We start from the raw sequence: 20,231 nt of genomic DNA on the forward strand, positions 1-20,231 counted from the left end.
TCGGCGAGTCGGGAGCCGGTACAGGTATGCCCACTCGGCGAGCGGCCGAGTCGCAGGTGATGTAACCGGTTTCGTAGCTCCTGACACGTAGGGGATGATCAGCGCATGACCTACCTGGCCGCCTTGGAAGAGGAAGTCCGCGACGTCGTGGCGAGGGCGGCCGGAACCGCCGCGCCGGAGCTGACGTACACGCTGTACCGGCAGTACCAGGACACCGGCAACCGGTTCCACTACGAGCAGCCCTACTTCGAGCGGCGCGGCCGGCTGGTCGCGGCCGGGGCGGCGGCGCTGTTCGACGTGCGCACGGCCGGGACGGTCGCCGAGGAGGTCCTGGCCGTCCTCGCCGACGAGTTGTGGCGGGTGTGCGACGAGTTCACCTGGGCGCTTCCCGCGCATGCGTATCACGCCCGCGACGACGACATGCGGCGCTGCGTGGATCTGTTCGCGGCGGAGACCGCGCACACCGTGGCCGAGCTGATCGCGCGGTTCGGTGCGCAGCTGCCGGAGGACGTGGTGATGCGGTGCCGCGAGGAACTGCTGGACCGGGTGTTCATCCCGTTCGCCGACGACCAGCGGCCGATGGCGTTCGAGAAGATGACGAACAACTGGCTCGCGGTGGTGGCCGGCGGCGTCGGGATGGCGGCGCTGGCCTTCTTCCCGGACGACGCCAAGCGGCTGGCGATGATCCTCAAGCGGGCGCAGAAATCGATGGTCCGCTACCTCGCGCAGTTCCCGGACGACGGCGGCTGCTCCGAGGGCATGGACTACTGGGTCTACGGCTTCGGGTATTTCGCCTACTTCGCCGAGGCCTGGCGCGAGCGCGGCGGCCCGGATCTGTTGCTGGACAAGAAGGTCCGGGAGATCGCCGCGTTCCCGGCGCGGGTCGCCTTCGGCGACGGCCGGTTCCCGAGCTTCTCCGACGGTTCGGAGGCGGCGCCGATCCCGACCGGGCTGATGTCCCGCCTCGTCGAGCGGCTCGGAGTGCCGATCCCTTACCTGGCAGCGGTTCCGAGCTTCGCATCGGACTCCTGCCATCGCTGGCCGCACATCGCGCGCGACATCGAGTGGACCACCGAGCGGGTGCTGGAGCGCCGGGGCGAGCCCGGCGCCGTGTTCCTGCCGAGCCTGGAGTGGCTCGTGGACCGCGGCGGTCCGGCCGAGTTCGCGGCCAAGGCCGGCCACAACGACGAGGACCACAACCATCTGGACGTCGGTCAGTTCATCCTCCGCGCCGGAGGGGAGACGCTGCTCGCGGACCTCGGCGCCGGCGAGTACAACGCCGACTACTTCGGGCCCAAGCGGTACGAGGACATCCACACGGCGACCGAGGGCCATTCTGTTCCGCTCGTCGACGGTCAGGGACAGCGGCCGGGCCGCGAGTACGCCGCGAAGGTCGAGCGCTACGCCGAGACCGGCCACGGCGCGATCCTCACGCTCGACCTCACCGGTGCCTACGATGTGCCCGGCCTGACCGCCGTCGGCCGCCGTTTCACCTGGCAGCGGCAGGGCAGCCTGGTGGTCGTCGACCGCTTCCAGACCGAGCGGGCCATGCCGGTCGACGAGCTCTACATCAGCCGGATCCGGCCGGTGGTCGAGGACGATCGGGTGGTGTGGGAAGGTGCTCACGGCCGCTGCGTCCTCACCTGGCAGAGCCCTGTCACGATGACGGCGGTGCTCGACACGATCGGGACGACCGGCCACCTGGCAGAGCTGGAAAGCGTTTTCCGTCTTCGGCTACGATGCTCCGTCGAAGCCGGCACCACCCGGCTGGAGTCCGTGTTCACCGTCGAGCGCAAGGAGCGTTGATGGCCGGCGCGTTGGATGTTCCCGAGGACCGGAAGCTGTCCGGGTACACCGGTTGGACCCGTGACCACTGGCTCGCCCAGGCCGATCTCCTGCTCGACGGCGTGAAGCCGTTCGCCTCCCCCGGTTCGGCCCGCTTCGAGCTTCCCGGCCGTCCGAGCCGCTCAGGGGTCGACTCCGACGCGCTGGAGGGGCTCGCTCGCACCTTCCTGCTCGCGGCGTGGCGCATCGCCGCCGATCGCGGTCAGGGGCCGGTCGCCGCTGACCTCATCGCCCGGTACTCCTCCGGGCTGGCGGCCGGTGCCGACGCGGCCCATCCCGAGGCCTGGCCCCGGATTCCGCAGGGCCACCCGGGGCAGCCGATGGTCGAGGCCGCCTCCATCGCGCTCGGACTGCACACCACTCGCGAGTGGTTATGGGATCGCCTTGAACCTCGCGCCCAAGGCCTGATCGCCGACTGGCTCGGCGGCTTCGTCGGCAACCCCACGTGGCCCAATAACTGGATGCTGTTCCAGACCGTGACCGAGGAGTTCCTCGCCTCGATCGGGGCCCGCCACGACGAGGCCGAGATCCTGCGGGGCCTGGACGCCACCGAGGACTGGTACGTCGGCGACGGCTGGTACACCGACGGTGCCGGGCGCAATTTCGACTACTACATCGGCTGGGCCATGCACCTGTATCCGCTGCTGTGGACGCGGATGGCCGAGGGCGGGGCCCGCCACGACCGGGCGCTGGCCGCGCGGGAGGTCTACCGGGACCGGCTGCGCCTGTTCCTGGAGCGCTACTTCGACTTCTTCGGCGCCGACGGCGCGCCGGTGCACCAGGGCCGGTCGCTGACGTACCGGTTCGCGGCCGCCGCGCCGATCTGGATCGGGGAGATGTTCGACTGCTCGCCCTACGACGCCGGCCTCTCCCGGCGCGCGGCCAGCGGCGTCCTGAAGCACTTCGCCGAGCACGGCTCCCCGGACGCGCGCGGCCTGCTGACCATGGGCTGGCACGACCCGTTCCTGCCGATGGTCCAGGACTACTCCGGTCCGGGCTCGCCGTACTGGGCCTCGAAGGGCTTCATCGGCCTGTTGCTCCCGGCCGACCACCGGGTGTGGACGAGCCCTGAGTCGCCGTTGCCCGTCGAGGCGGGCGACTTCGAGTCGTCGATCGCACCGGTCGGCTGGCTGCTGAGCGGCACCAAGGACGACGGCGTGGTGCGGCTGCTGAACCACGGCAGCGACAAGGCGCGCCACCACACGCCGCCGTTCGACGAGCACACCGACGTCTTCTACTCGCCGCTGGCGTTCTCGACCGTGACCGCGCCGGACACCGCGCCGGAGGCCTGGGCCAAGCGGGTCGGCAACCACGTCGCGCTGATCGCCCCGGACGGTCGCGCGACCTCGCGCGGCGCCATCGAACCGATCGGCGTCGCCGAGGGTTGGGGCGGGTCGCGGCACGTCCCGGGCTTCGAACCCGAACCGGGTGCGGGGCTGGAGCGCGTCGCGGGCGCCGAGATCGAGACGCAGACCTTTGTGAAGGACGGCGCCGAGATCCGGGTGCACCGGGTGACGGCGCCCGCCGGCTGGACGGTCCGCGAGGGCGGCTATCCGGTCGCCGGGCCCGAGCAGCCGGTGCACGGCGAGAACGAGAGACTGCCCGGCGCGTTCGCCATGAACGATCTCGGGGTGATGTCCCGGATCGAGAACCTCGGCGGCTGGACCGGGGCCGGGATCGCGGACGAGCTCGGGGCCAACGCCCTGGGGGCGTTCTCGGCGACGCCGTACCTGACCGCCGAGCATCCGGGCGGCACGGCGCTCTACCGCTCCAAAGTCATGCTCTATCGGCTTCCCGAGGAGGACGGCGAATGAACTGGCCCTTGGCTTTCTCGACGCTGGGATGTTCCGGCCTGCCGTTGACCGACGTCGTGGAGTTGGCGCGGTCGACCGAGTGGCTCGGGCTGGAGCTCCGAGCCGCTGACGACGAGCCCGTGCACGTCGGACTGTCGCCGCGGGAGCGGGCCGCCGCGCGCGAGCTGCTGGATTCCGGCGGTGTCACCGTGCTCACGGTCGCCTCGTATGTCAAAGTGGCACGCGGCGCGATCAGCGACGACGAGTGCGTCGCCGACGCCTTGGCGCACGCCGACTTGGCCCGCGATCTCGGGGCGCCCTTCGTGCGAGTCTTCCCCGGGGCGGAGGAACCCGGCCCTGAAGCCGACGCGCGCGCGGTGCGGCGGTTGAACGCGATCGCCGATCGGCTTCCCGATGGTGTCAGTGTTCTGCTGGAGACCCACGACAGTCATCCACAGGGTGTGGATATCGTGCGGGTGCTGTCTCAGATCTCTGGGAAAGTGGGCGCCATCTGGGATGTCATGCATCCGTGGCGTACCGGCGAGCCGATCGCCGTGACGAAGGAAGTACTGGCGCCGTATCTGAAGCATGTGCAGGTCAAAGACGTTTTATCGCCCACCGAGCGCACCCCTTTGCCCCTGGGCGCGGGCACCATCCCGCTGGAGGAGTTTTACACAGCCCTGTGGGAACTCGGGTATCAGGGGTGGATGGCGCTGGAGTGGGAGTCGAAGTGGCATCCCGAAGCCGTGCCGCTGGCCGAGGCGTTGCGGGTGAAGCCGTCCTTCACGCGTTGATGCGCGGCCGTACCGAATCGCGCAGCACGATGTGCGTGCCCAGCATCACGTGCTGGTTCGGGGCGGCCGGGCCTTCGCGGTGCAGCGCCAGCCGGACCGCCTCGCGGCCGAGCTCCATGTGCGGGATCGAGACGGTCGTCAACGCCGGGAAGACGTCCTGCGCCTCGTGTTCGTCGTTGTAGCCGATGACCGAGACGTCATCGGGTACTGCGACGCCCGCTTCGCGCAGGGCCACCAGCGCGCGTGCCGCGACGTGGTCGTCCCACGCGAAGACGGCGGTGAAGTCCGGCGGTCCGGCGGCGAGCCGCTTCTTGACCTCGGCGTAGGCGAGGTTCGGGAGTTGGGCGTCGGTGACGACCAGGCCCGGGTCCTCGTCGAGGCCGTAGGCCGCGATCGCGCGGCGGTAGCCGCCGAGCCGGTCGCGCATCGTGGTGTTCGCCGGGTCCCCACCGAGGAACAGGATCCTGCGATGGCCCAGGGACAGCAGATGGCTGGTGGCCGCGAACGCGCCGCCGGCGTTGTCGTACTCCACCACCGTGACCGGGAGGTTCTCGCCCGGCGACGGGCGTCCGCACACCACCAGCCGCGACCCGGCGCTGTCCAGCAGGCGGGCCAGCCGCGCCATGTGCTCGCGGTAGTCGGGGGTGTCGATGGCGCCGCCGACCAGCACCACGGCGTCGACGCTCTGCTCGCGCAGCGTCTCCACCAGCTTCACCTCACGCTCCGGGTCGCCGCCGGTGGTGCTGACCATGCACAGCCGGTCCTCGGCCATCGCCTGCTGCTCCACGCCGGAGGCGACGCGGTTGTAGAAGGGCGAGGTGAGGTTCGACAGCAGGACAGCGATGGTCTTGGAGCGGTTCCCGGCCAGCGCGCGGGCGTGCGCGTTGACCACGTAGTCCAGGTCGCGCACGGCGCGCAGCACCTTGGTGCGGGTCGCGGCGGCCACCGGGTAGTTGCCGGTCAGCACGCGGGAGACGGTCGCCACCGAGACCCCGGCGCGAGTGGCGACATCCCGGATCGTCGCGGCCCGCGGGCCGGACGCGTCGGCGGTCTCGGATCGGCGTGCCACGCGGAGAGAATACGGTTACTGGCGCGTTTCCCCTAATCATCCGGCAGGAGGGCGGTCGGCTGCGTGCGCGATCGGATAGGCGCCGACCGTCGCGCACCGTCGCGCACCGTCGCGAACCACCGGCCGCCGACCCGATCGACCGTCAGAGCCCTGACGCGGCCGAGACGGCCTCATGCCGGGCGCGGACAGTGGCGATGGTCCGGTCGCCGTCCGCGTCCCAGATCTCCTGGTTGAAGATCTCGACCTCGGCGTAGCCGCGCCAGCCGGCGTCCGTCACCAGCTGCCGCATCCGCGTGAAGTCGATGTGGCCGTCGCCGACGTGCCCTCGCCCGAGCAGGACGTCGGCGGGCAGCGGCAGGATCCAGTCGCACTCCTGGTAGGAGTGGATCCGGTTGCCCCGGCCCGCGCGCGCGATCGATTCCTCCAACTGCGGATCCCACCACACGTGATAGGTGTCCACCACGACGCCTACCTGCTCGGCCGGGAACTCCTCGGCGATGTCCAGCGCCTGCCCGAGGGTGGAGACCACCGCGCGGTCCGCGCAGAACATCGGGTGCAGCGGCTCGATGGCCAGCTTCACGCCGTGCTCGGCGGCGAACGGCGCGAGCGCGGCGACGCCGTCCGCGACGGCGGCCCGGGCGCCCAGCAGGTCGCGCGAGCCGGCGGGCAGGCCGCCGACCACCAGGACCAGCACGTCCGTGCCGATCCCGGCCGCCTCCAGCACCGCCTGCCGGTTGTCCGCCAAGGCTGCCGCGCGCTCTCCGGCGGTGCCGGCGGTCAGGAAGCCGCCTCGGCACAAGCTGGTGACTTCCAGCCCTGATTCCCGGATGATCCGCGCCGCCGCCTCGATCCCGACCTCCTGGACGCGGTCGCGCCACAGGCCGATGGCCGGAATCTCGTGGCGCACGCAGCCGTCGGCGGCTTCGGCGAGCGTCAGGCGCTTCACCGTGGCCTGGTTCAGCGAGAGCTTCACGCGACCACGGCCTGGAAGCGGGCCTCGGCCAGGTCCGCGTCGTCGACGACCCCCGCGACCCGTGCGAGCCGGTAGAGCTCGGTCAGGTGCGCGGCGTCGCGTGCGGTCTCCAGGCCGCCGACCATCCGGAAGTGGTCCTGGTGCCCGTTCAGGTAGGCCAGGAAGACCAGACCGGCCTTGTAGTGGAAGGTCGGCGTCTCGAAGATGTGCCGCGACAGCGCGATGGTCGGCGTCATCAGCCGGTCGTAGGTCTCCAGATCGCCCTCGTCCAGCGCGTGCAGGGCCTGGGACGCCGGACGGGCGATGCCGTCGAAGATACCGAGCAGCGCGTCGGAGTGGCCGAGTTCGTCACCCTTGATCAGTTCCGGGTAGTTGAAGTCGTCGCCGGTGTAGAGGCGGACGCCTTCGGGCAGCCGGCGGCGCAGATCGATCTCGTACTCGGCCTTCAACAGCGAGACCTTGATGCCGTCGACCTTGTCCGGGTGCGCGTTGATGAGCTCCAGGACCGTCGCGGTGGCCGTCGGGATGTCCCGCGAGCCCCAGTAGCCGGCCAGCGCCGGGTCGAACATGTCGCCCAGCCAGTGCAGGATCACGGGATTCGAGGACTGCGCCAGCAGCGAGCCGTAGACCTCCAGGTAGTCCTCCGCCGATCGGGCGGACGCGGCCAAAGCCCGGCTGGCCATCAGAATGACGCGGGCTCCGGCGGCTTCGACGACGCCGAGCTGCTCCTCGTACGCGGCCCGGACGGCCGCCAACGGCCGCGCTCCGGCGGCGAGCTGGTCGGTGCCCGCGCCGCAGGCCAGCAGCGACGGCACGTCCGCGGCGTCCACGGCCCGAGCGGCCGCACCGCTCCGGCGGATCAGCTCCTGCGTGGCCGGCCAGTCCAGGCCCATGCCGCGCTGCGCGGTGTCCATCGCGTCCGCGATCCCGAAGCCGAGCGACCACAGGTGCTCGCGGAAGCGCAGCGTGGCATCCCAGTCCAGGATCGCGGGGCGCCCCGGGCCGTTGTCCGCGTCGGGATCCGCGACGACGTGCGCGGCGGCGTAGACGACGCGCGCGGTGAAGCGGGATCCCGGGTTCGCAGTGCGCACGGCGGTCACGCCCTGGCCGGGCCGAGCTCGGGCACGGCGATCTTGCGGCCCTCGCGCCAGGACTGGACGCCGAGCTCGGCCAGCTGCACGCCGCGGGCGCCGGCCCACAGGTCGTGGTGGTACGGGCCGTCGGCGACCAGGTGAGCCAGGAACATCTCCCACTGGACCTTGAATCCGTTGTCCAGGACGGCGTTGTCCGGGACCTCCTGCCACTGCGCGAGGAAGTCCTCGGTGGCCGGGATGTCGGGGTTCCACACCGGCTTCGGCGTGGCGGTCCGGTGCTGGGCCTTGCAGGTGCGCAGGCCCGCGACCGCGCTGCCGTGGGTGCCGTCGATCTGGAACTCGACCAGCTCCTCGCGGTTGACCCGGGTGGTCCAGGAGGAGTTCAGCGAGGCGACGACGCCGCCTTCGAGCTCGAAGATGGCGTACGCGGCGTCGTCGGCGGTGGCCCGGTACTCGCGGCCCTGCTCGTCCCAGCGGGTCGGGATGTCGGTGCGGGCCTCGGCGTAGACGCTGCGCACCGGCGCGATCACGTGATCCAGCACGTAGCGCCAGTGCGGGAACATGTCGAGGATGATCCCGCCGCCGTCCTCGGCGCGGTAGTTCCACGACGGCCGCTGCGCCGGCTGCCAGTCGCCTTCGAAGACCCAGTAGCCGAATTCGCCGCGCACCGACAGGATCCGGCCGAAGAACCCGGAGTCGACCAGGCGCTTCAGCTTCAGCAGGCCCGGCAGGAACAGCTTGTCCTGGACCACGCCGTGCTTGATCCCGGCGGCGTCGGCCAGGCGGGCCAGCCCGATCGCCTCCTCCAGGGTCTCGGCGGTCGGCTTCTCGGTGTAGATGTGCTTGCCGGCCTCGATGGCCTTGGTGAGCGCCGGGACGCGGGCCGGGGTGACCTGCGCGTCGAAGTAGACCGCGACCGACGGGTCGGCCAGGGCCTCGTCCAGCGAGGTGGTCCAGCGCTCCAGGCCGTGCCGCGCGGCCAGCGCCGAGATCTTCTCCGCGTCGCGGCCCACCAGGACCGGCTCGGGCCAGACCGTGCGGCCGTCGGGCAGCGCCAGGCCGCCCTGCTCGCGGACGGCCAGGATGGACCGCAGCAGGTGCTGCCGGTAGCCCATCCGGCCGGTCACGCCGTTCATGGCTATGCCGACGGTCTCGCGTCCGTGTGCCATCACTGCTCCCTGATCTGCGCGTCTGCGAACGGCGCGGCTGCGTGAATCTGTGACCACCCTGGGACCGCGCCGCGATTGGAAAGCGCTTTCCCGCATCCCCTTGAGGCGATAGGTTACGAGCGTGCCCACGCACCGGTCAACACCCTCCCCCGCGCCCCGCCGCGGCGGCGCCACCCTGCAGCAGGTGGCCGACGCCGCGGGCGTCTCGCTGGCCACCGCCTCGCGGGTGCTTAATGGCAGCACGCGCACCGTGAATCCGGAGCTGAGCGCGCACGTCAAGGAGGTCGCCAGCCGGCTGCGCTACGTCTCGCACGGCCCGGCGCAGGCGCTGGCCCGGGCCACCACCTCGCTGGTGGGGCTGCTGGTGCACGACGTGAACGACCCGTACTTCTCGGCGATCGCGGCCGGCGCCATGCGGGTGGCGCGGGAGCGGGACCTGCTGGTGATGGTCGCCAACACCTACCGCGACGCCGACTTGGAGCTGGACTACATCGCGCGGCTGGACGCCCAGCGGGCGCGCGCGATCCTGGTGGCGGGTTCGCCGCCGGTGGAGGCCGCCGCGGCCGCCGCGCTGCGCGAGCGGCTGGTGGACTACGTGCTCGGGGGCGGGCGCGTGGTCTCGATCGGGGATCAGGGCCCGGAGATCGACGCGCTGCTGCCGGAGAACGTCGAGGGCGGCCGCGCGGCCGCCCTGCACCTGGCCGGGCTGGGGCACCGGGAGATCGGGGTGGTGACCGGTCCGGCCGGGCTGGTGACCGTCGCCGAGCGGCTGGAGGGGTTCAGCGCGGGCCTGATGGAGAGCGCCGACGACGCGCACGTCATCGCGCAGCAGGGCGACTTCACACGCGACGGCGGCTACCGGGCCACTCGGCGGCTCCTGGAACAGCATCCGGAGATCACGGCGGTGTTCGCGCTGAGCGACCTGATGGCCGTCGGCGCGCTGGCCGCGCTGCGGGAGGCGGGACGGCGGGTCCCGGACGAGGTGAGCGTGGTGGGGTTCGACGATCTGGCGATCTGTGCGGATCTGACGCCGGCCTTGACCACGGTGCGGGTGGACACCGAGGGCATGGGGGAGCAGGCGATGCGGATGGTGGTGGAGGCGGATTCGCCGGACGATGACGGCGGTTCTGAGAGCGCCGGCGCCGATGGTGCTTCCAGCGCCCCCGACGTCGCCGGAGACGGATCCGCGACCGACGATGCCGCCGGACAACGCCGCCGGATCATTAAGAGCCCGACTGAATTGATTGTGCGCGGGAGTACCGGTCCGGCAGTGTCCTGAGACGAATCACAGCACACGTATTCATGGCGTATAACAGGGGTGGGAAGTCAGTTGAACGTGCTCACGGCGGCGGCTGCCTCGGCCGGCGCGCCCGCGATCCTCGTCCCCGTGGTGCTGACCGCCGCTCTGCTGCACGCGACCTGGAACGCCATCCTGAAGTTCGTCCCGGACAAGCTCACCGGCTCGCTGCTGATGACGGTGTCCGGCGGCGTGATCGCCGGGGCGGCGACCTTCTTCACCGCGGTCCCGGACCGCTCGTCCTGGCTCCTGCTCCTGGTGTCGGCGGCGCTCCACGTCGGGTACTTCCTGATGCTGATCAAGACCTTCGAGATCGGCGACTTCAACCAGGTCTACCCCCTGGCCCGCGGCCTGTCCCCGGTCGTGGTGGCGGGCTTCGCCACCGCGCTCGGCGACCCGCTGTCGCGCCATCAGACGGTCGGTATCGCCGTGGTCTGCGGGGGACTGGCCACCTTGGTCTTCTCGGCCGGCCGGCCCAAGCGCACCCAGGGCAAGGCGATGTTCTGGGCGGTGATGACCGGTCTCTCCATCGCGGTCTACACGGTCACCGACGGCGTCGCCGTCCGGCATTCCGGTACCGCGACGGGATACACGGCCTGGATGATGCTCGCGGAGAGCATCATGATGACCACCGCGTGCGTGCTGGTCATCGCTCGCCGCGGCCGGGCGACCCGGCCCGAAGGGGGTGCGGTCCGGGCGGCGCTGACCGGACTGGGCCGCGCCGACCTGGTGCGCGGCGTCGTCGCCGGCGCCTTGTCGTTGCTGGCTTACGGCCTGGTGCTGTGGGCCCAGACCCGGGGAGCCCTCGCCGCCGTGTCGGCGCTGCGCGAGACCAGCGTGATCTTCGGCGCGGCACTCGGCTCGGTGTTCCTGCGCGAACCGTTCGGGCGGTACCGGATTCTCGCGGCCGTGACGATCGCCGGCGGGATCCTGATCCTTGAGGCGGCGTAGGCCGTAGGCGGCGCAGGCCGTAGGCAGCGCGGGCGCCGTCTCAGATCCGCACCGCGTCCAAGGCCGTCCGCATGTGCACCACCCGCCGCTCCAGCCGCCCGACCGGCCCCTCCCGCCCGCTCTGCTCGATCAGCAGCGCCAGCGTGCCCTCGATCGCGCCGAGGCGGTTCGACAGCTCGTCGAGCATCCGCGGCGTCACGCCGGCGGCTTCGCGGAGCATCTCGGCCTGTTCCTTCAGCTGGCGGTTCTTGCGGTGCAGCTCGGCGAAGACGCCGACCTTCGCGCGCAGCACCCAGGGGTCGAAGGGCTTCGTCAGGTAGTCGGCGGCCCCGGCCGCGTAGCCGCGCAGGGTCTGGTGCGGTCCGTCGCCGGCGGCGGTGAGGAAGATGATCGGGGTGTCGCGCGAGCGTTCGCGCAGGCGGATGTGGGCCGCCACCTCGAAGCCGTCCATGCCCGGCATGCGGACGTCCAGGAGGATGACGGCGAAGTCCTCGCGCAGGACGGCGCGCAGGGCCTGTTCGCCGGAGGCGGCGGTGACCAGCTCGTGGCCGAGGGAGGCCAGGATGGACTCCAGTGCCAGCAGGTTCTCCGGGCGGTCGTCGACCAGCAGGATCTTGATGTCGCTGCCGGTGGCCGGGGTGCGGTGCGCGTCGTTCACGCGGCGGATCCTCCGGGGGTGCGCTGGATCGTGTTCTGGGCCGGGCCGCCCTGGACCGGGTTCTGGACGCCGGAGTCGGCGTCGAGCCAGCCGCGCATGACGGCCAGCAGGTGCGGGGTGTCGACCGGTTTGGTGACGTAGTCCGACGCGCCGGCCTCGATCGACTTCTCGCGGTCGCCGCGCATCGCCTTGGCGGTCAGGGCGATGATCGGCAGGTTCTTGTAGCGGTCGATCTCGCGGATCGCCGCCATCGTGGCGTAGCCGTCCATCTCCGGCATCATCACGTCCATCAGGACCAGCGCCACGTCGTCGGCGCGTTCCAGGGCCTCCAGGCCGGCCCGGCCGTTCTCGGCGTTCAGCACCGCGCAGCCGTGCTGCTCCAGGACGGAGGTGAGGGCGAAGACGTTGCGGATGTCGTCGTCCACGATCAGGATCTTCTCGCCGTCGAAGGACACGTCCGCGGTGGCGGTGTAGAGGTTCGCCATGCCCGGCAGGTACTGGTCCGAGGGCGCCTGCTGGTCCGGGATCAGCGGCAGGGTCGGCGCCGGCTCCGGGATCGTGCCGGACGGCCCGCCGGCGCTGTCCGGTCCCACCGCGCGCGGCAGGAACAGCGTGAAGGTCGAGCCGCGGCCGCGCCGGCTCTCGGCCCGGATCCCGCCGTCGAGCAGCTTGGCGATCTCCCGGCTGATGGACAGCCCCAGGCCCGTGCCGCCGTAGCGGCGCGAGGTGGTCCCGTCCTCCTGCTGGAAGGCCTCGAACACGGTCTGGATCTTGTCGTCGACGATGCCGATGCCGGTGTCGGAGACCGCGAAGGACACCGCGCGCTCCAGCACCACCTCGTTGCTGTCCTCCGGACCGCCGAGCACCACGTCGTCGACGGTGTCCACGACCAGCTCCACATGCCCGGTCTCGGTGAACTTCACCGAGTTCGACAGCAGGTTGCGCAGCACCTGCTGCAGCCGCTGCTCGTCGGTGAACAGCCGGGCCGGCACCGACGGCGCCACCCGGACCCGCAGCTCCAGGCCCTTCTGCTCGGTCTGCGGCCGGAAGGTCGCCTCGACGTAGTCCACCAGCTGGCTGACCGCTATCCGGGCCGGCTGCACGTCCATCCGCCCGGCCTCGATCTTGCTCAGGTCCAGGATGTCGTTGATCAGCTGGAGCAGGTCGCTGCCCGCGCCGTGGATGGTCTCGGCGTAGTCCACCTGGCGCTCGGTCAGGTTGCCCTCGGCGTTGTCGGACATCAGCCGGGCCAGGATCAGCAGGCTGTTCAACGGGGTGCGCAGCTCGTGCGACATGTTCGCCAGGAACTCGGACTTGTAGCGGGAGGACATCGTGAGCTGGTCGGCCCGCTCCTCCAGCTCCTGCCGGGCCTGCTCGATCTCGGAGTTCTTGACCTCGATGTCCTGGTTCTGCCGGGCCAGCAGCTCGGCCTTCTCCTCCAGCTCGGCGTTGGAGCGGCGCAGCTCCTTCTGCTGCATCTGGAGCTCGTCGGTGCGCGCCTTCAGCTCGTCGGCCAGCCGCCGGGACTCGCCGAGCAGCTCCTCGGTGCGGGTGTTGGCCGTGATGGTGTTGACGGTGACGCCGACCATCTCCATCAGCGACTCCAGCAGCGCCCGGTGCACCTCGTCGAAGGTGTGGAAGCTGGCCAGCTCGATGACCGCCATCACCTCGTTCTCGAACAGCACCGGCAGCACCGCGATCGACGACGGCGGTGCCGAGCCCAGCCCGGAGGAGATCCGGATGTAGTCCGAGGGCGCGTGCTGGATCATGATCGGCTTGCGCTCCACCGCGGCCTGGCCGACCAGGCCCTGGCCCAGCCGGAAGCCCGGGGACAGCCCGGGGGACTCCCGGTCCGCGCCGTAGGCCGCGACCAGGGTCAGCACCTTGCTGCCGGCCTCCTTGCGGGCCAGGTAGAAGGCCCCGTACTGGGCGTTCACCAGCGGGGTCAGCTCGCTCATGATCATCGCGGCCACCGCGTCCAGGTCCCGCTGGCCCTGCATCAGGCCGCTCATCCGGGCCAGGTTGGTGTTCAGCCAGTCCTGCTGGTCGTTGCGCCGGGTGGTCTCGCGCAGGTTGCCGATCATCTGGTTGATGTTGTTCTTCAGGTCCGCGACCTCGCCCTTGGCCTCGACCGTGATCAGCCGGGTCAGGTCGCCGCTGGTGACCGCGGTGGCCACCTCGGCGATCGCGCGCACCTGCGTGGTGAGGTTCCCGGCCAGCTCGTTCACCGACTCGGTGAGCCGCTGCCAGGTCCCGGAGACGTCCTCGACCGTGGCCTGGCCGCCCAGTTTGCCCTCGATCCCGACCTCCCGGGCCACCCGGGTCACCTCGGAGGCGAACGCCGACAGCCGCGCCACCATGGTGTTGATCGTGGTCTTCAGCTCCAGGATCTCCCCGCGCGCGTCGACGTCGATCCGCTTGTTCAGGTCGCCGTTGGCCACCGCGGTGGTCACCTGCGCGATGTTGCGCACCTGGCCGGTCAGGTTGTTGGCCATGGCGTTGACGTTGTCGGTCAGGTCCTTCCAGGTGCCGGCCACGCCGCGCACCGTGGCCTGGCCGCCGAGCTTGCCCTCGGTGCCCACCTCGCGCGCCACCCGGGTCACCTCGTCGGCGAAGGTGCCGAGCCGGTCCACCATCTTGTTCAGCGTGGTCTTGAGTTCCAGGATCTCCCCGCGCGCGTCCACGGTGATGGTCTGCGTCAGGTCGCCGGAGGCCACCGCGGTCGCCACCTGCGCGATGTTGCGCACCTGCGTGGTCAGATTGTCGGCCATGGAGTTCACCGAGTCGGTGAGGTCCTTCCAGGTGCCCGCGACGCCCGGCACCCGGGCCTGGCCGCCGAGCCGGCCCTCGGTGCCCACCTCCAGCGACACCCGGGTGACCTCGTCGGCGAACCCCGAGAGCTGGTCCACCATCGTGTTGATAGTGTCCTTCAGCTCCAGCATCTCCCCGGCCACCTCGACGGTGATCTTCTGGGTCAGGTCGCCCTGCGCGACCGCGGTGGTGACGCCCGCTATGTCACGGACCTGGGCGGTCAGATTGCGGGCCGCGGAGTTCACCGAATCGGTGATGTCACGCCAGATCCCCTCGGCGTGCGGCACCGTGGCCTGCCCGCCGAGCCGGCCCTCGGTACCCAGTTCGCGGGCCACCCGGATCACCTCCGAGGCGAAGCCGGACAGCTGGCCCACCATCGCGTCGATGGTCTCGGCCAGTTCGCGCACCGGGCCGCCGACGTCCCCGGGCAACGCGATCTTCCTGGACAGGTCGCCGCGGGCCACCGCCTGCGCCACCTCCAGGATCGCCCCCAGCTGGCGGTCCAGCTCCGGGTCCGACCTGACGTCCGGTTGCAGTGTCATCGCCGCGCCTCCTTGCGCGTCGGCGGCCAGGGCATCTGCTGCGTGACGCGGGTGGCTCTCGGTGCTCGCGGAGCCACCCGACGTGCGGCATCGGCCGCCCGGTGTTCTCTCGGTCTGTGCCAGTGTCGCAGATCGGGCCCGATCGGTCGGGCGGAAACGGATGAACCATACGATTAGCCCGCCCGGGAGCCGCGGGGCGGGTTACGCTCGAAGCGATGTCCTCCCCCAGCCCCCGTACTCCTGTTCCCCGGGGCCGCCCCGAAGAAGCGGTCCGGCTCACCTTGCTTTCCCAGGCCGGCGAACTGCTGGCCGGGACTCTGGACCGGCGTCGGCTCGCGGCGCTGGCCGCCCAGCTCATCGTGCCCGGCTTGGCCGACTGGGTGGCACTGTATCCAGCCGAGGATCACTCAAACGTGTCGGTGTCGGCGCCCGCGGAGCATGTCTGGCACCGCGAGGAGCGCCGTCTGGACCCGCTGGCCGCGGCGCTGGCCGACTGGCGGCCGCCGGCCGCCGCCGAGCACCCGGGGCCCGGCGACCGGCCGGTCCCGGTGCGCTCGCCGTACGGCCAGGCGCTGCCGATCCCGCTGACGGCCCGCGGCGTCGCGCTCGGCACCCTGGTGCTTGGCGGCCCGGCCAAGGGCGGTTTCACCGGCGCCACCGTGACCCTGGCGCTGGACCTGGCCGCGCGGATCGCGGCGGCGCTGGACAACGCCCGGCTCTACGCCGAGCAGCTGGAGATCGTCCGGGGCCTGCAACGCTCGCTGCTGCCGCCGTCGCTGCCGCGGATCGACGGGCTCGACACCGGCGTGGTCTACGAGGCCGCCTCCAACAGCGACGGCGTGCACGTCGGCGGCGACTTCTACGACGTCTTCCCGATCACCCCGAAGGTGTGGGGCTTCGCGGTCGGCGACGTGTGCGGCACCGGCCCGGAGGCGGCGGCGCTGACCGGGCTGGCCCGGCACTCGCTGCGGCTGCTGGCCCGCGAGGGCCGCTCGCCGGTGTCGGTGGTGGAGCGGCTGAACCAGGCGGTGCTGGAGGAGGGCGAACTCGCCGGCGACGCCGGGCGTTTCATCACCCTGCTGTACGGCGAGGTGGAGCCGCGCCCGGACGGCTCGGCACAGCTGGTGCTGGTCTGCGCCGGGCACCCGCTGCCGCTGATCCTGCGGCAGGACGGCACGGTGCGCGCGGCCGCGAACCCGCAGGCGCTGCTCGGGGTGCTGCCCGAGCCCGCGCTGTACGCCGAGGACGTGGAACTGGCCGCCGGCGAGGTGCTGCTGGTCTACACCGACGGCGCCAGCGAGCGGCGCAACGGCCGCCGGATGCTGGGCGACGAGGGCGTGGCCGCGGCGCTGGCCGGGTGCTCCGGGATGACGGCGGCGGGCGTGGTGGCGCGGGTGCGGCAGGCGGTGGTCGACTTCGGGTCCTCCGGGACGCGGGACGACTTGGCGCTGCTGGCGTTGCGGGCCTCGCGGGGGTGAGGCGGGGGTGGTGCCGCCCCTCCCGGTGCGTACGGAGGGGGCGGCTGCCGTGGCTGGTGGCTGGTGGCTGGTTGCTGGCGGCTAGCGGCGGACGTAGGTGAGCTGCGAGACCCCGAGGTAGCCGGAGGCGAACCCGGCTTCGCAGTACGCGAGATAGAAGCGCCAGGTGCGGCGGAAGACCTCGTCGAAGCCCAGGGCCGCGACCCGCGGCCAGTTGTCCTCGAAGCGGTGCCGCCAGGCGCGCAGGGTACGGGCGTAGTCCGGGCCGAAATCGCGGCGGGCCACCAGGCGCAGGCCCGCGGTGGCGGCCGCGCTGTCGGTCTCGGCGACCGAGGGGATCAGGCCGCCGGGGAAGACGTACTTGTGCATCCAGGAGTACGAGTCCTGCGTCGCCAGCATCCGGTGGTGGGCCATGGTGATGGCCTGGATCGCCACCCGGCCGCCCGGGGCCAGGTTCGCCTCGATGGCCTGGAAGTAGTCCGGCAGGAACCGGCGGCCGACGGCCTCGATCATCTCCACCGACGCCACCGCGTCGAACAGCTGCTCCCCGGTCGGTTCGCGGTAGTCGGCCAGCCGGATCTCGACCCGGTCGGCCAGTCCGGCCGCGGCCACCCGGCGCCGGGCCAGCTCCTGCTGCTCCTCGGACAGGGTCAGGCTGAGCACGGTGGCGCCGCGCTCGCCGGCCGCCTTGATGGCCAGCGAGCCCCAGCCGGAGCCGATCTCCAGCAGCCGGGTGCCCTTGCGCACGCCCGCGGCGTCCAGGACGGCGTCGATCTTGCGCAGCTGCGCGGCGTGCAGGTCGCCGGGCCCGTCGGCGTCGGCGACCGGGTCGAACAACCCTGAGGAGTAGGTCATCGACGGGTCCAGGAACAGCTCGAACATGTCGTTGGACAGGTCGTAGTGCGCGTGCGCGTTGCTGCGGGCGCCGGTCCGGTCGGGCCGCTGCTCGCCGGGCAGGTGCCGGATCTGGATCCGGCGTAGCCGGTGCAGCGGCCTGGGGACCAGGTCCTCCAGCCGGGTCGCCAGCTCGGTGAGCAGCGCGGCCAGCTCGTCGCCGTTCTCGGTGTCCCAGGCGCCGGTCTGATAGGCCTCGCCGAAGCCGATCAGGCCGTCGGCGCCCAGCCGGTTCAGGAACTCCTTGGGCCGGCGCACCCGCAGCACCGGTCCGCCGCCGCCGGGCACCCCGGCCCCGGCCAGCGCCAGGCCGTTGGGCGCGACCACGGTGACCGGGACGTCCTTGAGGGCATGGGTGAACAGTCGGCGCGCGATCCGCGCCCGCACCGGATGGTCCGGGATCCGCGCCAGATCCGGCCAGCGGTCGGCGTCGATCAGCAGGATGGGCGGCTGGTTCATGTCTCCGCTCCGAGCTCAGGTCGTGGGCACTGAACGCTTTGGTAACTTAACACGCACTTCGCACCGCTATGTCACGTCTAGGTGCGGACTCGTCCGTCCGAGATCAGGACCCGCTGCAACCCGTCGGGGGCGTCGGCCCGGAAGGCGTCGGCGATGACGTCCGCATAGCGCGGGGACGGGACGGCGGCGTCGGCGAGGCACGTGGAGGTGAACGCCAGAACCAGCCGGTTCCAATCCCGGGCCCGGGCCAGCAGCGTGTGACCGGAGCCGGGCAGCACGATCCGCGCCACCCGGTGCCCGTCCGCGCGGGCCCGCACCGCGAACGCGAACGACGACCGGGGCGAGGTGACGCGGTCCTTGGTCCCGTGCGCCAGCAGCAGCCGCCGCCCGGCGAGCTGCGCGGTGGGCTCGTCGGCCGGCAGCCACGGCGCCAGTCCGAGCACGCCGACCACCCCGGGCGCGTCCGCGGCGTTGACCACGGCTCGTCCCCCGAGCGAATGCCCGGCCAGCACCACGGGCACCTCGCCGTACCGGCGCCCGAGCACTTCCACGGCCCATCGCACATCGGGCACGGGTGCCCGCTCGTCGCCGTTCCAACCCTGGTACCGGAAACTCATGGTGTGCACGGCGATGCCCTGCCCCGCCAGCCGCGGCCCGACCGCCCGCGCGATCATCCGCACCCGCTGCACCGGCCCGCCCCGCAGCCGCGGCGGCTGGTGCGAACGCTCTTTCCCGCCGTGCGTCAACAGCACGACGCCGGCCACGACCCCCGGAACGGGGCGGACCGGCGGGTCGAGACGGGGCTCGATTTCCCTGCTCACGCCTGCGAATGTACCGCTGGCGCGGGGATGGTGCATGACGTGAAACGACCGGGGCCCGTCGGAGGCGATCCTCCGACGGGCCCCGGCCCTGGTTCAGACGTGCGTCGCACGACCGCGCGACGTCACCGAGTCATTAGCGTCACCGCGTCGTCGTCACGCGGCCTTGCGCAGGTCCCCGGCCGCCTCGGCGAACTCGTCGCGCGGGCGCTCGATGGAGCCCAGGCCGACGGCCTCGCGGCGGAAGAACAGCGCCAGGGTCCAGTCGGCGATGACGCGGATCTTGCGGTTGAAGGTGGGGACGCGGCTCATGTGGTACGTGCGGTGCATGAACCACGCCGGCCAGCCGCGCAGGCGGACGTTGTAGACGTCGGCGACGCCCTTGTGCAGGCCCAGGGAGGCCACGGAGCCGACGTGCTTGTGCTTGTACTCGCGGGGCTCGAAGCCGCGGACGCGGGCCACCACGTTGTCGGCGAGCTGCTTGGCCTGGCGCACGGCGTGCTGCGCGGAGGGGGAGCAGAACTTGCCGGGGTTGGCCAGGTCCGGGACCTGGGCGCCGTCGCCGGCGCTCCAGACGTAGTCGAAGCCCTCGACCTGCAGGGTCGGGTCGGCCATCACGTGGCCGCGCTCGCCCAGCGGGACGCCGAAGCGCTGCACCACCGGGTTCGGCTTGACACCGGCGGTCCAGACGATGGTGGAGGCCACCAGCTTGGTGCCGTCGGACAGCTGCACGCGGCGGTTGACGCAGGACTCCAGGAAGGTGTTCAGCTTGACCTGGATGCCGCGCTTCTCCAGCTCGCGGACGGTGTACTCGCCCAGCGCCGGCCGGACCTCGGGCAGGATCCGCCCGGAGCCCTCGACCATCAGCCAGCGCATGTCCTCGGGCCGGATGTTCGGGTAGATCTTGCAGGCGTCGCGGGCCATGTCCTCGAGCTCGGCGATGGCCTCGATGCCGGCGAAGCCGCCGCCGACGAAGACGAAGGTCAGCGCGCGGCGCCGCACCTTCTCGTCCTTGGTGGTGGCGGCGATGTCCATCTGGCCCAGCACGTGGTTGCGCAGCGCTATGGCCTCTTCGATCTGCTTGAAGCCGATGCCGTGCTCGGCCAGGCCGGGGATCGGCAGCGTGCGGGCGATCGACCCGACGGCGATGACCAGCTGGTCGAACTCGATCTCGTAGGGGTCGCCGGCGATCGGCTCGATCGCGGCCACCTTGCGCTCGTGGTCGATGTCGGTGACCCGCGCGGTGAGCACCTCCGCGCGCTTCAGCACCCGGCGCAGCGGGACCACCACGTGGCGCGGGGACAGGGAGCCGGCCGCCGCCTCGGGCAGGAACGGCTGGTAGGTCATGTACGAGCGCGGGTCCACGACCGTGACCAGTGCCTCGTCCTTGCCGAGCTTCTTGAGAATGCGGTGCGCCGTGTACATCCCGACGTAACCGCCGCCAACGATCAGAATCCGGGGGATCGCCTTGCCGTTCCCGTTCGTCTTGCCCACTTGATGCTCGCCTCCGCCGCCTAGTCCAAGGCCGCCTGTTCGACGCTCCTCTGCTTACTTCTCAAGCGTAGAGACGTTTTCGCAGTGCCCGG

The 20,231-nt window shown here is 71.5% G+C and carries 15 protein-coding genes; 6 read left to right on the forward strand and 9 right to left on the reverse strand.

Translation table 11 applies throughout. The features are described 5' to 3' along the window. Window positions 1-105: 105 nt before the first annotated feature. From ABD481_RS26295 to ABD481_RS26305, 3 genes are read left to right on the forward strand one after another with little or no spacing between them, the layout of a single operon-like run. Window positions 106-1,806 (forward strand): heparinase II/III domain-containing protein, encoded by a 1,701-nt coding sequence (locus ABD481_RS26295; RefSeq protein ID WP_344668427.1) that lies wholly within the window; start codon window positions 106-108, stop codon window positions 1,804-1,806. Further along, window positions 1,806-3,659, forward strand: coding sequence for a DUF2264 domain-containing protein (locus ABD481_RS26300; protein ID WP_344668428.1), 1,854 nt, complete (start codon window positions 1,806-1,808; stop codon window positions 3,657-3,659). The genes ABD481_RS26295 and ABD481_RS26300 overlap by 1 nt, the downstream gene beginning before the upstream one ends. Beyond that, complete coding sequence (locus ABD481_RS26305; protein ID WP_425559289.1) at window positions 3,656-4,432, forward strand: sugar phosphate isomerase/epimerase family protein; 777 nt, start codon at window positions 3,656-3,658, stop codon at window positions 4,430-4,432. Before ABD481_RS26300 ends, ABD481_RS26305 begins: the two co-directional genes overlap by 4 nt. Here ABD481_RS26305 and ABD481_RS26310 read toward each other — a convergent pair. The 4 genes from ABD481_RS26310 to ABD481_RS26325 form a co-directional block, all read right to left on the reverse strand. After that, window positions 4,422-5,501, reverse strand: a complete 1,080-nt coding sequence (locus tag ABD481_RS26310) for a LacI family DNA-binding transcriptional regulator (RefSeq protein ID WP_344668430.1) — start codon at window positions 5,499-5,501, stop codon at window positions 4,422-4,424. The two genes, ABD481_RS26305 and ABD481_RS26310, sit on opposite strands and share 11 nt — an antisense overlap. A gap of 142 nt (window positions 5,502-5,643) precedes the next feature. Then, window positions 5,644-6,474: a sugar phosphate isomerase/epimerase family protein gene (locus ABD481_RS26315; protein WP_344668431.1), complete on the reverse strand. Its 831-nt coding sequence runs from the start codon at window positions 6,472-6,474 to the stop codon at window positions 5,644-5,646. Then, window positions 6,471-7,565: a dihydrodipicolinate synthase family protein gene (locus ABD481_RS26320; protein WP_344668432.1), complete on the reverse strand. Its 1,095-nt coding sequence runs from the start codon at window positions 7,563-7,565 to the stop codon at window positions 6,471-6,473. The genes ABD481_RS26315 and ABD481_RS26320 overlap by 4 nt, the downstream gene beginning before the upstream one ends. A 5-nt stretch (window positions 7,566-7,570) precedes the next feature. Then, window positions 7,571-8,737 (reverse strand): Gfo/Idh/MocA family protein, encoded by a 1,167-nt coding sequence (locus ABD481_RS26325; protein WP_344668433.1) that lies wholly within the window; start codon window positions 8,735-8,737, stop codon window positions 7,571-7,573. A gap of 121 nt (window positions 8,738-8,858) precedes the next feature. Between ABD481_RS26325 and ABD481_RS26330 the strand changes: the two genes are divergently transcribed. Further along, window positions 8,859-10,016: a LacI family DNA-binding transcriptional regulator gene (locus tag ABD481_RS26330; RefSeq protein WP_344668434.1), complete on the forward strand. Its 1,158-nt coding sequence runs from the start codon at window positions 8,859-8,861 to the stop codon at window positions 10,014-10,016. A gap of 57 nt (window positions 10,017-10,073) precedes the next feature. Then, entirely contained in the window at window positions 10,074-10,985 is a 912-nt protein-coding gene (locus tag ABD481_RS26335) for an EamA family transporter (protein WP_344668453.1), read from the forward strand. A gap of 40 nt (window positions 10,986-11,025) precedes the next feature. Here the strand turns inward: ABD481_RS26335 and ABD481_RS26340 are convergent, their stop codons facing one another. Beyond that, window positions 11,026-11,643, reverse strand: coding sequence for a response regulator (locus ABD481_RS26340; RefSeq protein ID WP_344668435.1), 618 nt, complete (start codon window positions 11,641-11,643; stop codon window positions 11,026-11,028). Then, a complete protein-coding gene (locus ABD481_RS26345) occupies window positions 11,640-14,996 on the reverse strand; it encodes a HAMP domain-containing protein (protein ID WP_344668436.1) in 3,357 nt (1,118 codons plus the stop codon). The genes ABD481_RS26340 and ABD481_RS26345 overlap by 4 nt, the downstream gene beginning before the upstream one ends. A gap of 215 nt (window positions 14,997-15,211) precedes the next feature. On the opposite strand from ABD481_RS26345, the gene ABD481_RS26350 reads away from it, so the two are divergent. Beyond that, a complete protein-coding gene (locus tag ABD481_RS26350) occupies window positions 15,212-16,474 on the forward strand; it encodes a PP2C family protein-serine/threonine phosphatase (RefSeq protein ID WP_344668437.1) in 1,263 nt (420 codons plus the stop codon). Between the two features lie 81 nt (window positions 16,475-16,555). Here ABD481_RS26350 and ABD481_RS26355 read toward each other — a convergent pair whose 3' ends face one another. The 3 genes from ABD481_RS26355 to ABD481_RS26365 all read right to left on the reverse strand — a co-directional run bounded on the left by ABD481_RS26355 (window position 16,556) and on the right by ABD481_RS26365 (window position 20,139). After that, a complete protein-coding gene (locus ABD481_RS26355) occupies window positions 16,556-17,827 on the reverse strand; it encodes a class I SAM-dependent methyltransferase (RefSeq protein ID WP_344668438.1) in 1,272 nt (423 codons plus the stop codon). A gap of 77 nt (window positions 17,828-17,904) precedes the next feature. Continuing rightward, a complete protein-coding gene (locus tag ABD481_RS26360; protein WP_344668439.1) occupies window positions 17,905-18,648 on the reverse strand; it encodes an alpha/beta hydrolase in 744 nt (247 codons plus the stop codon). Between the two features lie 153 nt (window positions 18,649-18,801). After that, window positions 18,802-20,139, reverse strand: coding sequence for an NAD(P)/FAD-dependent oxidoreductase (locus tag ABD481_RS26365; RefSeq protein ID WP_344668440.1), 1,338 nt, complete (start codon window positions 20,137-20,139; stop codon window positions 18,802-18,804). Window positions 20,140-20,231 lie beyond the last annotated feature (92 nt).

The organism is Catenulispora yoronensis (genome assembly GCF_039531695.1).
In the GTDB taxonomy this organism is placed as follows: domain Bacteria; phylum Actinomycetota; class Actinomycetes; order Streptomycetales; family Catenulisporaceae; genus Catenulispora; species Catenulispora yoronensis.